Origin of the sequence: Marinomonas flavescens, assembly GCF_004352835.1 — a bacterium.
GTDB lineage: Bacteria > Pseudomonadota > Gammaproteobacteria > Pseudomonadales > Marinomonadaceae > Marinomonas > Marinomonas flavescens.
On the sequence record NZ_SJSB01000027.1, the window covers coordinates 1 to 15,707 of the forward strand.

The 15,707-nt window shown below is 39.1% G+C and carries 10 protein-coding genes, 4 tRNA genes and 1 pseudogene; 9 read left to right on the forward strand and 6 right to left on the reverse strand.

Features of this window, described 5'->3' with window-relative positions; translation table 11 throughout:
- The first annotated feature begins 585 nt into the window (after positions 1–585).
- The 5 genes from E0D70_RS17035 (at position 586) to E0D70_RS17055 (ending at position 3,638) form a co-directional block, all read left to right on the forward strand.
- A tRNA-Asp gene (locus E0D70_RS17035) sits at positions 586–662 on the forward strand.
- 50 nt (positions 663–712) lie between these two features.
- Positions 713–788: transfer RNA gene (locus tag E0D70_RS17040), tRNA-Val, on the forward strand.
- Positions 789–840: 52 nt separating this feature from the next.
- Positions 841–917 (forward strand) — tRNA-Asp (locus E0D70_RS17045).
- 175 nt (positions 918–1,092) lie between these two features.
- Positions 1,093–1,168 (forward strand) — tRNA-Val (locus E0D70_RS17050).
- A 1,120-nt stretch (positions 1,169–2,288) separates the two neighbouring features.
- Positions 2,289–3,638, forward strand: coding sequence for a diguanylate cyclase (locus tag E0D70_RS17055; RefSeq protein ID WP_133013475.1), 1,350 nt, complete (start codon positions 2,289–2,291; stop codon positions 3,636–3,638).
- A 510-nt stretch (positions 3,639–4,148) separates the two neighbouring features.
- Here the strand turns inward: E0D70_RS17055 and E0D70_RS17060 are convergent.
- From E0D70_RS17060 to E0D70_RS17070, 3 genes are all read right to left on the reverse strand, one after another.
- Positions 4,149–6,209 carry an ABC transporter permease gene (locus tag E0D70_RS17060; protein WP_133013476.1) on the reverse strand — a complete coding sequence of 687 codons (2,061 nt, stop codon included), beginning with the start codon at positions 6,207–6,209 and terminating at the stop codon, positions 4,149–4,151.
- Positions 6,209–7,294, reverse strand: a complete 1,086-nt coding sequence (locus E0D70_RS17065) for a quaternary amine ABC transporter ATP-binding protein (RefSeq protein ID WP_133013477.1) — start codon at positions 7,292–7,294, stop codon at positions 6,209–6,211. The genes E0D70_RS17060 and E0D70_RS17065 overlap by 1 nt, the downstream gene beginning before the upstream one ends.
- A 247-nt stretch (positions 7,295–7,541) precedes the next feature.
- Entirely contained in the window at positions 7,542–8,471 is a 930-nt protein-coding gene (locus E0D70_RS17070; protein WP_133013478.1) for an ABC transporter substrate-binding protein, read from the reverse strand.
- Positions 8,472–9,183: 712 nt separating this feature from the next.
- On the opposite strand from E0D70_RS17070, the gene E0D70_RS17820 reads away from it, so the two are divergent.
- A complete protein-coding gene (locus tag E0D70_RS17820; protein WP_420813340.1) occupies positions 9,184–9,534 on the forward strand; it encodes a 5' nucleotidase, NT5C type in 351 nt (116 codons plus the stop codon).
- A 668-nt stretch (positions 9,535–10,202) separates the two neighbouring features.
- On the opposite strand, the gene E0D70_RS17080 is transcribed toward E0D70_RS17820, so the two are convergent.
- Entirely contained in the window at positions 10,203–11,102 is a 900-nt protein-coding gene (locus E0D70_RS17080) for a LysR family transcriptional regulator (protein WP_133013480.1), read from the reverse strand.
- Between the two features lie 144 nt (positions 11,103–11,246).
- Here E0D70_RS17080 and E0D70_RS17085 point away from each other — a divergent pair, with 144 nt between their 5' ends.
- Positions 11,247–11,633, forward strand: a complete 387-nt coding sequence (locus E0D70_RS17085; RefSeq protein ID WP_133013481.1) for a YybH family protein — start codon at positions 11,247–11,249, stop codon at positions 11,631–11,633.
- 43 nt (positions 11,634–11,676) lie between these two features.
- Positions 11,677–12,063, forward strand: a complete 387-nt coding sequence (locus E0D70_RS17090) for a YybH family protein (protein ID WP_133013482.1) — start codon at positions 11,677–11,679, stop codon at positions 12,061–12,063.
- A 242-nt stretch (positions 12,064–12,305) separates the two neighbouring features.
- On the opposite strand, the pseudogene E0D70_RS17095 reads toward E0D70_RS17090, so the two are convergent.
- Both E0D70_RS17095 and E0D70_RS17100 read right to left on the reverse strand, forming a co-directional pair.
- A pseudogene (locus E0D70_RS17095) lies at positions 12,306–13,252 on the reverse strand (IS30 family transposase).
- A gap of 138 nt (positions 13,253–13,390) precedes the next feature.
- The gene (locus E0D70_RS17100) at positions 13,391–14,299 is read right to left on the reverse strand and encodes a DMT family transporter (RefSeq protein WP_133013483.1); all 909 of its coding nucleotides are present in this window, start codon (positions 14,297–14,299) and stop codon (positions 13,391–13,393) included.
- Between the two features lie 212 nt (positions 14,300–14,511).
- Between E0D70_RS17100 and E0D70_RS17105 the strand changes: the two genes are divergently transcribed.
- Entirely contained in the window at positions 14,512–15,435 is a 924-nt protein-coding gene (locus tag E0D70_RS17105) for a LysR family transcriptional regulator (RefSeq protein WP_133013484.1), read from the forward strand.
- Positions 15,436–15,707: the final 272 nt, after the last annotated feature.

The following is a 15,707-nucleotide window of genomic DNA, read 5'->3' on the forward strand; positions in this document are numbered from 1 at the left end:
ATGCTCTTCAACCATCAGTCTGGCGTATTCATACCTCTGTTTGGGTGTGTAATTTAATCGTGTTTTACGAGGATTAATGGTCATGATTTACTTCCTATATTAAAGTTAATTATAGGCTATAGGACCTTCCAAGATCATTAGACCATTACAACAAGGTTTTTTGTTGTCGTAGATCTAATTTTCTTATCTATTATCAAGCCAACGCGAAAGAGGTTGTTTGCCGAACAGCATACAGACTATCCAAACGAGGCGTGAATGTAGGGTGTAATTTAGAGATAATAGTTTTTTTTCAAAAAAGATTAGACAATACTTTCTGTTGATGTATTATACGCACCGTCTTCAAGCGAAGGTCATCCAGTCAATTTTTTAATGGATGGATTTAGCAGAAAGCATGTGACCAAATTATTTATATTTTTTTCAATTTTTAACGTTAGTCTTCTAGGTTAACGTAATTAAAAGAAGAAAAATAAAAAATTATTGTTGATTTATAAGGGTTTTATTATATATCATCACTTAAGGTCATTTGGTGTTGGATGAAGTATCTTAACTTTTTCGCCCTTACAAGGCGAATTTTTAGATTGTGTTGGAGTGGTAGTTCAGTTGGTTAGAATACCTGCCTGTCACGCAGGGGGTCGCGGGTTCGAGTCCCGTCCATTCCGCCAATTACTTATTTAAGTAATAAGTTATTGGTTAGTAGGGTTTAGCTTAATGCGGGTGTGTAGCTCAGTTGGGAGAGCGTCGCCCTTACAAGGCGAATGTCGGGAGTTCGAACCTCTCCACACCCACCACTTACTAAACAGTGGGCTTATTGGAAGATAAGCGAGAGTTTTAGATTGTGTTGGAGTGGTAGTTCAGTTGGTTAGAATACCTGCCTGTCACGCAGGGGGTCGCGGGTTCGAGTCCCGTCCATTCCGCCAATTACTTCTTTTCTCAAAGAGGTGAGTTTGGCAAAGAGTTCTTAGATATTCATATTATCTAAACAGTAAGTGTTTAACTAAGTTAGGAAGCTTTTCCTAGCAATGTGCGTGACACCGGAAGCTCATAATTTCCCATCTAATAAGATGTAAAACCATTTTGCTTTTTAAGTAGAGCGGGTGTGTAGCTCAGTTGGGAGAGCGTCGCCCTTACAAGGCGAATGTCGGGAGTTCGAACCTCTCCACACCCACCATCTATTTCTCTTCAGTAAATTCCATTCAAATATTTGATTTTCAAGACTTTTCCCTTTCTTTATCTCGCATGATATTTGTGACTAATCTGTGACCATTTTTTTGAAATATGTTGTGTGACCGATCTGTGCCATAAATGATAATTCCTATTTGTTGTTGCCTTATTTTAAAAACATTTTTTGTGTGTTTTTGAGGCTCGTTCTAATAAGTCACAAATCCCCTAGTTTTCTCTTTTTGAATACCTTGTTACCCCTTTTTTTATCTTAGCTAATTTGTAACGTTTATTGCTTTGTGTATTCGCCAGGTTTTGTGTGAGTAGATTTATAGTTGAAGTTAGTGTGACAAGGTTTTTGTTAGTCGGTGCTCGTAGCGGCCCTGAGGGTGGGTGAGCGAGGGCTTGTTGGCTATGCATTGGGTCGTATAAACGAAGTTTCGAGATCGCTCCGGTGTTTTTGTTGGGAAAAAATCGACTCTAAGAGGAGGGGATACCGTTATTTCTCAAGAGATTTTGGAGAAGTAACATTAGATAGCGGCAGGAGCAAATTTTGGTGTTTTAAGTATGCTTGTGGAGTTCCCTCCGGAGGCAAAGGGTAGGATAACATGGACAGCCTAGGGTACAGGACTGATAAAGTGCAAAGGCTGGTTAATTTGAATGGTTAGAGATTAATTTTATGAATACCAAAACGGGCAAAGCGATCGAGGGTTTACTGCATGCCTTTGCAATGACGTATGTGCTAGAAAAATGCTGTAGTTTTTGTATATCAAGGTTCTAGTGTGTTCGATTTATAAAATTCATGCTTAGAATGTGCAAACTTTATGGTAGGATCGCCTCTATTTATATGAAGATTTAGGCTGCGCTCTAAAAAAATATGACGGATTTCAAAACATTAATAAAATACAAGAACCGATCCGTTCTCTACATCAGTGCCATTATTTTATGCATCGATCTCGTTTTTGTCGCTTTTAACTATTACACATCACAAAAAGTCCTTAACTCAACGCTTTTTCAGCGCGCTGAAACACGCCAAAATGAATTTAATCTGACGCTCGATATGACCTATCGAAACATGCTCCAGTTATCGACTTACATTAGTAATAATGACGCATTAAACCAATTATTCCTTGCTGGAAAAAAAAGCCGCAGAAAGAGACGGAATAAAGAGCGAGTCTGTCGCCGTTCTTCGTCAAAAACTCCTAGATAAAGTAAAAGTGCCGTGGGATATAACAACAGAGAAATTTGATGTTCGACAGCTACATTACCATCTCGGTCCGGGCAGTTTGAGCTACTTACGCGTTCACCGTCCCAGTAAATTTGGCGACAGAATGGACAACACTCGCTTCACGATTGTCGATACAAACAAAGAGAAAACAGAACGCAGTGGTTTTGAAACAGGACGAATCAACAGTGGTTTAAGAGGCGTATCGCCTATTTGGACTATTGATCCAGAGACAAACCAAAGAACTTATGTTGGCGCTGTGGAAGCAGGTATCTCCTTTGAGCAGATCCTTCCTTTGTTTTCAAAAACCTTCAAAGCCAACATAGCCATATTTTTGACCAAAGAACACGTTAAAAAGACCATGTGGCAACAATATACAAATGAGAGCTTCAAAGACCAATCTCATTCAAAGTATTACCTTGAATCTTCCTCCTCTGACGGGGTAAAAACGCTTTTAGCTCAAACACCCATTAATAAAGATTTCATTAAAAACGGCGTCACTATTATTGAACAAGGTGACCAATATTTCTCTTCCTATTACTTTCCACTCGTTGACTACAGAGGCACAAAAGACAAGACTTTACCGCCTGTGGGTTTTGTTTTCGTTTGGGAAGATGTAACGCCAATGATAGTGGAATTCAAACATTCCTTTATTATGAATATTCTCTTCTTTGTTTTGGCGTTTCTAATCATCGAAGTGTTTCTATTGTGGATTTTAGGCCGAGAGAAAAAGCTCTCTATCGCAGAGAGAGAAGCTATTATTGACGGGCTCACAGGACTTTATAATCGTCGTTACTATGACGCCTTAATCACAAAAGAAAAAGCACATGCACTTAAGACGAATCGCCCATTGTCCTTGATCATATGTGACATCGATTACTTTAAGTACTTTAACGATACTTATGGTCATCTCGAAGGGGATAAGGCGTTAAAACAAGTCGCCACGACCATTAGAAAAATAGTCGAAAATTATGCAGGTATCGCAGCACGTTATGGTGGAGAAGAATTTATTATTGTCTTACCAGGCACAGATATAACCAATGCAATCATGATTGCGGATAACATCAGAAGCGCTGTTTATGAGCTTAATATTCCTCATGAAGCATTACTTATTGAAGCATATTTAACGCTCTCTCTCGGTGCTGCTTGTACTCACAACTTGCTTGCAGAACAATCATTGATCAACATAGCAGATGCCAATTTGTATCAAGCAAAAGAGCATGGCCGTAACCGAGTAGAGCCATCTATTCGATAAGCAGCTTCAATTGTTATAAATAACCAAACACAAAATAATATTACTGTAAAATGGATTCCCCGTTACAGTGAGTTTTAATATCGTGAATTTAGATAGTGCCTTTGTTTCGGCCTGTGTCTACATACTCTACTAATCCTAGGTCATCATTAGAGCGATATTTACTTCCTGAAGAAAGCTTTCGAAATTGTCCTAAGGCAAATTTATATTTAGCAGAGGCAGCGTCATTAGTAGAGTTTAGGGATAATGCGAACAAGTCATCTCAATAAGAGATTACTTGATTTATCTAATTGAAAATAAAAGGAATTTTATATCCACAACTGTTGAATAGCTGACTTATTCGCACCTTCCCTAACAAATAAGCATGGTATTGGTTTTAACACAGACCATCATTTTTGGCCTGTTTGTAATATGTTGCAGTACAAAGCAAAAAAAGAGGCTGATTAGGCCTCTTCTTCCACGTCTTTGTTAACTGTTTTTACTTGTGTTTATGCTGTGGTTACACCTCGATAGTTAGGCAATACCTAATGCTTTTTTACGTTGGTTCGACCACGTATGGATTAAGTGATCTACCGCTAAACCAATAAAGGCGACACATAAGCCAAGCAAAATACCTTGTCCCATACCATTGGCTTTCGACAAAGATTGCATAATCAACTGGCCTAGGTCGTCAGTACCAATAAAGGCACCAATGATGACCATAAACAAAGAGAAGATAACCGTTTGGTTGATGCCTAGCATAATGTGTGGAAACGCGAGCGGGAGCTCAACATGTAATAAACGTTGTATCTGGTTAAGGCCAGACATAGAAGCGGCTTCTTGCAAAGGCTGAGGGACGTTTCGTAACCCTTCTACTGTGTAGCGAGTCGCAGGAATCGTGGCGTATACAATGACGGCGATCAATACGGACAAATCACTCACACCAAATAGCATGATGACTGGAATCAAGTAGACGAAAGACGGAAAGGTTTGAAAAGTATCACAAACCAGTAATATCACCTTAGTCGCTCGGGGATTTCGTGAGCATAAAACACCAACACTACAGCCAATAATCACGGAAGTGACAACGGAGAACGTGACCATATAGGCAGTAATAAGAGCACGATCCCACCATGGTGTTAAGGCAATAAAGCCAATAAACATAGTGACGACAATGGCTGAACGGAGGCCGCCAACAAGATAACCAATCCCTGCGACTAAGAATAAAGTAGCAGCAACGGGCATGGATAAATACGCGGCTTTAATCGGCATTAAGATTGATGCTGTCATGAAAAAGTTAAAGCTTTGTACACTCTGATAGGTATTAGTGATAATCCAATCAACGATAGTGTCCCAAAAACTCTGGGTAGTGAGTCCTTGAGCTTTACTAATAATGTAAAGGTAGTTTGGCTTATCTGGAAAGAATACGGAGGCAGAGTAGGCAAGAACAGAGGTCGCTATTAGTATTCCTATAAACGCTAAAGAATATTTATAATGCAAATGAAAAGGTAAGTTAGCAAAGTAATTCGTTTGCTTGTTGGCCCAAGCAAGGGACAGCTTATCTAAAACAATCGCGATTAATACAATAGACACACCGAGTTCGAGTGCAGCGCCTATATTAAGCATGTTTAATGAGACTAATAAATTGTAGCCCAAGCCCTTTGCTCCAATAAAAGAAGCGATAACAGCCATAGCCAAACATTGCATAATAACTTGGTTAACACCGATCAAAATATCATGACGTGCGGTAGGGATCAGTACTTTAAACATAAGTTGTCGAGGGTTACAGCCGCTCATCAAGCCTGCTTCTAATACTTCTGGAGAGACTTTTTTGAGACCCAAAATGGTTAAGCGAATCATTGGTGGTGTCGCAAAAATAACCGTTGATATCGCGCCAGCATGGTCACCAATACCAAAAAAGACGACGACGGGAATGAGGTATGAAAAGTGTGGCATAGATTGCGCTACGTTTAGTAGTGGCGTCAAAATAGACTCAAAGACTTTGCTCTTATAAGCAAAGATACCCATAACCAACCCGATAAAAACCGATAGAGGAACAGCGACTAATACAAACGATAAGGTTTGCATCGCCGGCGTCCATTGACCAAATACGGCAATGTAAATAATGCTGGTACCCGCTAGCATAGACAGTTTACGGCCACCAAGATAATGGCCCAGTAAAAATGCACCTGAAGCAACTGCAGTCCAAGGTAAGGCTGGAATGCGAGCCCATTCATTATCGCTAACAAAATCCCAGCTAGTAAAGGTTACGACAGTTTTTACTCCTCCTAATAGCAGCTCTCGGATCAGGTTAATGCAAAAGAGGACCGCCCCAGAAATAGAGTGAGTAAACTCTTTTATTATGGTGGATTTTTCGGTGAGATCTAATTCTATGTCGTAAACGTTGACGACCCAAAAATCATTAATAAGGTACTTAAGTCCGTCATTTAGTATATTAGGTAGATGCCAAAATATGTTTTCTTGTAGACGCCATAAGTTGCTTCCTGATGTTGGATCAATGGCCATGACGAGCACAAAGAATATCGCGACTAATGCGATAAATTGTACCCATTTATGGTTAGTGAAATATTGCATTAGGCTTGGTTCTCCGCGGTGTTATTGGCGGGAATGTTATTGGCTAAATGTTGATGTGTTTTACCAAACATAATTTGGATGATGCTCGCCTTGTTTAAAACTCCCACTATTTCCCCCTGTTCATCAACGACCGCTACAGGCTTTTGTTCGCTTAATACATGCTCTGCGATTGTGTCGATAACGGCATCTTTAGCAACGGTAATGTCACTTAGATCGATACTGGCGTCATGCTTTTCCATGATTGATTGGCAAGAGAGAACACGTTCGCGGCGCACACCACGGGTGAATTTAGCGATGTATTCGGTAGCCGGATTAAGAATAATATTGGCAGGGGTATCAATTTGTTCGATGACGCCGTCTTTCATAATAGCGATGCGATCAGCAAGACGGATGGCTTCATCAAAATCGTGAGTAACAAATAAAATTGTTTTATGTAATACGTTTTGCAAACGCATGAACTCGTCTTGCATTTCTTTTCGAATCAAAGGGTCGAGGGCAGAAAAGGGTTCGTCAAGAAACCAAATTTCTGGCTCTACTGCCAACGAGCGGGCAATACCGACACGCTGTTGCTGACCACCAGAAAGTTGGCGAGGGAAGGTGTTTTCGTATCCAGTTAGCTCTACTAAATTGACCATGTCCATCGCTCGGGCCATGCTGTCTTTAGTGCTTATTCCTTTTACTTGAAGTGGTAAGGCGATGTTTTCTAATACTGTTTTGTGAGGTAAGAGGGCAAAGCTTTGGAATACCATGCCCATTTTATTACGACGGATATCTATGAGTTGTTTTTCATTCATGCCTAGTAGGTCTTCACCATCAATAAAAATATTTCCAGCAGTCGTCTCAATTAAGCGTGAAATACAACGTAAAAGAGTAGATTTACCAGAGCCTGATAAGCCCATAATGACCAGCATTTCGCCTTTATTAACGTCGAAAGACGCATTGTTTACGCCAATGATGCAGCCTGCTTCAAGTAGAGAGGCTGTATCTACTTTACCATCCGATTTTTTTAAAACTTTGTCTGCATGTTCGCCAAAAATCTTATAAACAGATTCGCATTTAATAACGGGCTGACTAGGAGTGGACATAATTAAATCTCTATAAAAAAGAAGTGCTACAAGAAGGTGCTTGTTGGCACTGTATGAATCGAGGTTGTCGGACTGGCAGGCGTAACACTATTGCGTGGTTAGCTATCTACTCTACTTAAATGTCACGAACAAAAAGAAATTTGATAGTGTGAGACCTTGGCGTAAAACTACGGCAAGGTCTCACATTTAGCTGAAACCGAATGACAGGAATCCCCTGTGTATCGAGTGGTCAGTTATTAGACTTACTTTATAGCCAGCGTTTCCATACGGCTTCGTTATCAGCTAGCCATTTTTTAGCGGCTTCTTGATGGCTTAAACCATCGACATCAACCAATGCTGCCATGTTGCCGATTTGACCTTTAGTAAATGAGATGTTGTTGAATATTTTGTAAGCGGTCGGCCATTTTTTAGGCATTTGATAATAAGCCGCTTTCTTTAACCAACCTGCTGGTGGCGAACCACATTTACCATCACCACCGTCTGCAATTTTACAGCCCTCAGTATAGGGAGGGAATTCAACAAAACTGCCACCTGTTCCTGCATCAGTAAAGTTCGGAGACCAGTTAAATACGACAACGGCGCGGTTGTCTTTTTTAGCAGATGCTAGCTCTGCCCAAATGGCACCAGAAGAGCCTGCAAACTTAGCGGTAAAGTTCATATTAAGTGCTTTAATACGATCTAATGTTTCTTGACCATGCCAATCCATAGGACCATCTAGGTAACGACCTTTACCACCGCTTCCTGCTGTTGCAAACAGTGCAGAACAGTCATTTAGCGCTTTCCATGAAGGTAAGCCAGGGCATAATTTACCTACGTAAGCAGGGTACCACCATTCTTCTTTGGTAACGGCTGCGTGATTGCCTACGTCGATGATGCCGCCTGCGTCTAAAGCGTTGTTGAATGATTTACCGAAAGTAGACTGCCATATTTCATTGGCAATAGTTATGTCACCATTACGGACTGATTCGTAAACGGCTTGGCTATCCGCAGGAACGTACGAGACATTATCGCCAATACTTTCAAAAATACCGCCAATAACGTATGCCATAGTAATTTGGCTAGTCCAGTTATGGGTAGGAATTATAATAGGTTCTTTTGAGTCTGCTTGGACAATAGAGGCCCCAAGTACTAGTGAGCTAACTGCAGCAGCAGTCGCTAGTTTTTTCAAAAAGTTCATTTATATCTCCAGATGATATTTAGTTATCCATTACTTTTTAAACGCAGAAAAGCATTCTATTTGTACTAGTAACGGTGAAACAATCAAATACCTCATTAGAGGTAATCAGATTAGATTTTGATGTTATGCAATGCTTGATGTCTTGCAATATGTGAAGGCTATAACTGCCGATGAGACAGTCAACCTAAGGCGAGCGGGCCACCGATTGAGCATAAAACTTCGAGAATACGCCTGAAGAGAGCGCTAGAATGATTCTCGTAAGAGAGAGTCACTTACCAGAATGGGTATTGTAACATAATTAAAGAGAGTGTGTTTTTACGGTAATTCGGCATAATCTATAGATATAATATCAATCTATATAAAACGGGCAAAAGCTAAAAAGATAGTTTTTGTCATTTAGCTGTAATGAAATAATAGACGGTAAGCGTAAGTTTGAAACTTACGCTAGAAGGGCTATACATATTTATAGTCCGTCATAATATTTGATTGGTTATCAGATTATCACGATTATTCTGCCTTTATTTTAAACTACAGTGCTTCTATTTATGTGCTTGTTAAAATCCCAAGTATCAAATCACTCGATCAACCTTTATTTTTACGTCTTGCAGCTCGAGGTATCATTTTAAAAGTAAGCGTCGGTTAAACCCCACATAGTAATCTCTGCCCAAACCCATAAAGTCTTTTTTTTTCTCACAATTGGAATAACAGGCTTATATTTACGGCTTCCGCTCAACTTAAAGGTGCTTATGACGCTGTACTAGAGAAAAATTCACAGACCCTTTATCCTCAATCTCAGTATTGTTTTTACGCTAACTTAGAACCCATGCCTGATGCAATTGAGTCTGTGTTAGGGTTGATAATCTTTGATCCATACATTCTAACAGCTCCCTCTATATACAATCCTTTATGCTATACAGAAAAAAGAGTTTGGGTCAAAAAACACTTTGGAATCGAGTTTGTAAGTAAGTTAATTATTTCACCAAACAAAGGGCTTCTGAAAGAGTATTGCCTTATTGATGACAAGCGTGAAGGAAGGGACAGGAAAAATTTGATGGGGAATTAATTCAATTTGGTAGTCAAAGTTTTCCTGAGTGGGCAGAAGTTATTCGGTATCTCGAATCTATCAGGTGAATTCTAATTCTTAATGTCAAAAATCAGGGTATCATTTTAATCCTAAAGTTATTTCTAATAAACCAAGTTCATTATTCATTGCCGTTGGGTCTTCCATAGGGTTAAGTCACATAGCTTGACTTGATCGTATATTATCTACACAACGACGATTCTTCTAAATACCCTGTCCGAAATGCTCAGTTTGTTCATGCTTTTAAGCTACCACTATGAAGTCCTATGACAATCTGATGGTATGGATAAGTGTTGTCCCGCACAGCAAGAGTCAGCAAAACGCATATTGTCTATGAAGTAGCTTCTTATCTTTTATCGACACAGCATCTCCGTAGATTCGAAATACAGCTAATGGTTTGGTTCATTATGCCACTACAATGTGACCAGAATGCCAATAATAAGTCATTTTTCTGTTTATCGTATTTGAGTGAGTGTCCTCGTATTGAGCGCTCGTGTATGGTTTTTACTCTTAACCAGAGGGGCAAGGAGTGAGCACTAATTACAACGCATTATTTCGTCAGATAGAGGAACTATTTCAGTTCTTGAAACATTACTTGCACTTATGACCGAGACACAAAAATGATTTGTGTGTCTCGGTTACTCTATTACTTAGGTAATCTTAAATGTCTTAGCTAAGTCAATGAATGCGCGCAGTGCTTTTGACATATGCCGCTTACTTGTGAAATTAATCGAGTAACGAGGTAATGGCATTACGTGTTCAGATAATACCTCTATCAAGCTACCTGCTTGCACATAAGGTTTTGCGATTTCTGTGTATAGATATGCGAACCCCAAGCTTTTTGAAGCATAGTATGCCAGCGAGCGCATATCATTGGTGATGATTTTAGAGTTTGGCTGAACCGTGTACGGTCCATCATCACCTATAAATGTCCATGGGGCTAGATTACCGCTGCCGCCGAAGCCAAAGCATAATGCAGGGTGATGCGATAGTTCAGTCGGATGCTTCAGTAGTCCTATTGACTCAACATACGACTTAGAAGCGACAATTGACATATTAAGGTCTGGACCAACTGGTACAGCATGAGTGTCTAATGCTAACAATGTGTTGGAGCGGATCGCGACATCGATATTAGTTTGAAGTAAATTTACTTTGTTATCGTCATACGTCACGTTTACTAAAATTTCAGGATATTGTTTAGCAAACTGGGCAATTAGTGCTTCTAAAAAAAATGGGCCTGCACTATATGGCGCAGAAATTTTTAGTGTTCCAATCAATGAGTTTTTTTGAGCTTCAATATTTATTAATGCTTTGTCAATCTCATGGATAGCCAGATGTGTGCTTTTATAAAAAACTTCACCTATAGAGGTTAACTTAACAGATCTTGTCGAGCGTTCGAAAAGGCGAATGCCAAGGCTGTCTTCTAATCTTTGCACAGCCTCACTGACAGATGCAGGGGATTTTTTTAGGTGATTGGCTGCAGCACGAAACCCACCTGTATTTGCTACAACAACAAATATTTTAATATCCGTAAAGTTTTCTTTTTCCATTGTTCGACTTTCCAAACACTGTGTTATTAATTGATCACTTATACAAACATTAACATTCTTCTATTATATCCTCAACGCATCAATTTCTGAGCAAACTTTGGAATTGCGTTATTAATTTTACCAATAACTCAGGGGAATAAAATAATGAACGAACGACAAGAAATTGAAGCTGCAATCAGTGCATGGAACTCAGGTCTTAATAACGGTGATATTGAAGCGATGGTGGCAACATGTCATGCAAATACAGTCACCGTTAATGAGAGGCAGCCAGTAACAGTAGGCATTCAAGCAATACGAGACAAATATATACCTCGCATTAATGCAGCGCAAATTTCATCTGGTTACGATATTGAGACTCTTGAATTTTTTGGTGATGTGGCCGTTGCAAGTGGTCGGTTTTACGGCACTATGAAAATGAGAGAGACCGGTGAAATAAAGTCACCTGAAGGAAGACTGGTGCTCGTTTATAAACGTGATGATAGCGGCGCTTGGAAAATGATACTCGATATCGACAATAACGGACCTCAATAATATAAATGTATCAAATTTAGCGATACAGCCGAAGGAAAATAACATGTCAAAACTCATAGCAAAAACACCAAGCGAGATTGCCCATTGTGTAAGCGAATACCTTCAAAGGGGAGATTTGGACGGGATAACGACTTTATTTCACCCTGATTGCCAAATTTTCTTCCCCCCTGATCAGCCACAGAGTAAAGGTATCGAAGGAGCAAGAGACGTATTTTCGTCATTTTTAGAAATTAAACCAAGCATTCAAAGCGAAATTCTCAGTGAAGTTATTATTGGCGATATTGCGCTGCTAAGCGCTCGATGGAAGGCCATAAGTCCTGAAGGAGAAGTTATTTCTGAGGGCACATCAATAGAAGTTGCAAAGAAACTTGAAAACGGTGGTTGGGGATACCTCATTGATTGCCCAAATGGCCTGCCTTATAGGCTTTGATTAGGGAAAGTAGAGCAGTTGATGGCGGTTCGGCAAAAGGCTGGAACCTGTACTATTTATTATCACATATTGATAGTGCAATAGCTGTGTTATGTTCTCCTATTACGGAGCGATTTGATTAGTTTTTTTGGTTAAGTTTGAGCGCTAACACACCTAGATTGATTTTAATCGACCTTGTAACAAAATCTGTTGCAGTGAAGTGGTCAGCCCAAATTCAAGTCTGAAGTGCGACACTTTTTATTTCAAGCAACTAAGCACATTTTTTTAAAAACCATCGCTGGTTGCTTGAACCCTAAACGCCTCCTTGGGCGATTTGTTTATTCGTCTCATCGCGAAGTGTATTCTCTCTTCTGTTGCATGTCTTAAATCAGTTCCTTTAGGCACATACTGTCTTAGAAGGCCGTTGCTATTTTCATTCGCTCCACGCTCCCAAGAGCTATATGGATGAGCAAAACACACTTTCGTCTCCAATGCGTCAGCTATCTCAGCATGATAGGCAAACTCTCGACCATTACCGCTGTAATCGTGTGCGCATGACCTTTAAAAGGCATCAATAACTCTATAGTAGCTTGAGTCACATCTTTGGCTTATTTCGACTCCACTTTCTTTATGAGATAAAACGCATCTTTCTTTCCAATAAAGGAACAATAGAGCCCGTTCCATGCTTGCCTAAAACGCTGTCTATTTCCCAGTCCCCAAGCATTTTTTGGTATCGACAATCACAGGCCTATCATCAATGGATGCCTTATTCTTGATCACTTCAGCTTTTGTTCGCTGGCCTTTCCAGTAGCGCTTTTTTCCTTGTCTCAAATGGCGATAAAGTGTCCCTTTGTTTCTTTTTTCGTCATGAATATATTGATAAATCCATTCATGACTAACAGGAACACCACAACTTTTTGGGTACGTTAGAGACTTGCTCAGGACTCCAGTCGATTTCAATTAAAATACGAATAAAATCAATCGTCTTTGATGCTATACGATATTTAGCGAATGTCTTTCGTCTTATCAAACACGCTCTATGAGCGTTGTCAGGACAATATTCTGCTGCTTTTTTATTCCGTTTTAATTCACGGTAAATCGTCGCTCTATGGCAATTCAGTGTTTGTGCAATACTTACCACTGATATTTCTTGCCCTAAGAGAGTGAGGATTTTGTATCTTTTACCTTCGGTCAACTGCTGATAATTAATGTTGGTACTGCTTTTTCTGTGGTAAGAAGAAGTGCACCAACTTCAGCAACTGGCTTCTTCTATACCTCGTTTGCAGTGTTGCACTTATTATCTGAATTTAGGCCTAACTATTCATATGATTAATAGAGTGTTTTTTGGCTACTCTGTTTTTTGAAGCGATGTAATTACTACACTAAAAAAAATCAAAGTACCGCCAAATATTTGTAATGGTGTTAATGATTCATTTAGCCAAATTATGGCAAAAATTGCTCCAAATAATGGCTCGCTTCCCATTAATAAAGATACTCTTGTTGGTGATATTCGGCGCACTGCATAGTTCTGTATATAAAATGAAAATAATGTACAAAATATAATTAGGTATGACATTATCAGCCAAAATTCAAATGCAGTTGGAATAGATAACTCTGCCTCAGTTGAAAAGAATGCTAATGCGATTAGGGAACTGATTGCTACGATAAATGACTGGATAGCAGTAAGAGAACGCGTTGTTATCTTTTTATTTTCAGTTGATCGCTTTGTTATCGTCACCATTAATGCTCTTAACAGCGCAGCCAATAGAATAAAGTAATCGCCTTTATTTAACACCAGTTCAAACTCTTCAGTGCTAGTCAAAAAGAAGATACCTAATACACATGTGACAGTGAGGAGTATTAAAGCTTTTGACATCCTCTTCTTATTGATAATCGGCTCTGCAAGTGCCGTTAATACGATAGATAAGCTAATCAGAAAAGCTGCATTTGAAGCGGTTGTGTGTAAGACGCCAAATACTTCACAATAAAAGATGGATGATAGAATACACCCCGTAGGGATTGCAATTTTCCAGTCTTTGTTAAAACCTTTACGGAAGTCCGAGATCACCATTGGCAACATACAAAGAAAAGTCAAAGAAAAACGAAGTGCGATAAAAAGTAATACGCTAGTGTAAATTAATGCACTTTTAGTTAAGCCGTAACTAGTTCCCCAAAAAAGGGCTACCATCAATAGCATTAACTCAGTGACTGGAAAGTTATTACGCGCTTTTTTATAAGTATTAGCTATCAAGTTCATTTAACGGCTCCTTTCGAGTAAAGGTAATAACAAGAACATCTCTAAAAGTTACAATGTGACTTTTTCTGTCGGCTAATTTTCGTAAGTCATTAATGCTTCTGATCTTTTTCATTTCTACTTCCTCGTTAAATTATCCTAAATTGTTGACCTGCGAATTATCTATAAGTACCTTAGGTGAAACAATAGCCTGAAATGAAAAGGATAATTGCGCTGTGAACATAAATAAATTACTGCCATTTTTATATGAGATGGCAATATTCGTAAGAGTTGTAGAATTAGGCAGTTTCTCAAGTGCAGCTCAAAATATTGGCGTATCCACATCATCAATCAGTCGTGCTGTTTCACGCTTAGAAGGCTTCTTGGGTGAAAAGCTTTTAGAAAGAACGACAAGGAATATGAGATTGACCTCGACTGGACAGGAAGTTTTTATGTTTTGTCGTGATATGTTGGAGTCTGCAAAAATGGCTGCATCTGTAGCTCAATCTGATCCCAATAATGTGGCAGGTTCATTGGTAGTCGCTGCTCCTAAAGCTCTTTCTAAGCAGGTTTTTATGCCTATGATTCTCGATTTCATTCAAGAGTACCCTAATATCACATTTCAATTAAAAGTTACCGATCTTATGATTAACCCTATTGTCGATAAAGTTGATGTGCTCATTAATATCACTGATAAACCTATTGAGGGTCTTATTGCGAAACGCATTGGCGAATGCAGGCTTATTTTATGTGCGAGTACAGGTTATGTAGAAAAGTTTGGTAAACCGATTCATCCTGATGATTTAGCTCAACATAACTGCTTATGCCTTGGGGAGAACCCGATAGATCAAGTATGGAAATTCACTAATAACAGTCAAAAAGTCGTAGTCAATGTAAGTGGTTCATTTATTGTTAATCATAGTGAAATAAGGCGTGCAGCGGTATTGAATGGGACAGGAATTTCGGTGTTTCCTGATTTTGTAATATCGCGAGATATTGAGTCTAATAAAGCTGTGGAATTGTTACCTGATTGGCATGTAAGTGGCAGTTATCAGGGAGCAATACTTGCTCAATATGCTCAATCAAAATATATACCTAATCAGATTAAAGTTTTTGTTAAATATATGCAGGATTATTTTAACGTTGAATCTACCAAATAATATTGAATAGTAAATTTTGCATTATCAGATACTTAAACTAAATAATTTTATATAACAGCCTATTTTACGCGCGTACCTGTATGCCAGAAACCTATCTCGCTTTGTGCCCTATAGCAACTTATGCCCTATACAACGGTTATACTTACTATAAGCCTAAATTCAGATAATAAGTGCGACACTGCTAATCAGGTGTAGAAGAAGCCAACTGCTGAAGTTGGTATGATTCTTCTTACCACAGAACAAAGCAGTACCAACATGAATTATCAGCAGTT

Bases quoted from the DNA above. Each gene is read 5' to 3' on its own strand.
- E0D70_RS17060 (WP_133013476.1), bottom strand. From the start codon at position 6,209: ATGCAATATTTCACTAACCATAAATGGGTACAATTTATCGCATTAGTC.
- E0D70_RS17065 (WP_133013477.1), bottom strand. From the start codon at position 7,294: ATGTCCACTCCTAGTCAGCCCGTTATTAAATGCGAATCTGTTTATAAG.
- E0D70_RS17070 (WP_133013478.1), bottom strand. From the start codon at position 8,471: ATGAACTTTTTGAAAAAACTAGCGACTGCTGCTGCAGTTAGCTCACTA.
- E0D70_RS17080 (WP_133013480.1), bottom strand. From the start codon at position 11,102: ATGGAAAAAGAAAACTTTACGGATATTAAAATATTTGTTGTTGTAGCA.
- E0D70_RS17085 (WP_133013481.1), top strand. From the start codon at position 11,247: ATGAACGAACGACAAGAAATTGAAGCTGCAATCAGTGCATGGAACTCA.
- E0D70_RS17090 (WP_133013482.1), top strand. From the start codon at position 11,677: ATGTCAAAACTCATAGCAAAAACACCAAGCGAGATTGCCCATTGTGTA.
- E0D70_RS17100 (WP_133013483.1), bottom strand. From the start codon at position 14,299: ATGAACTTGATAGCTAATACTTATAAAAAAGCGCGTAATAACTTTCCA.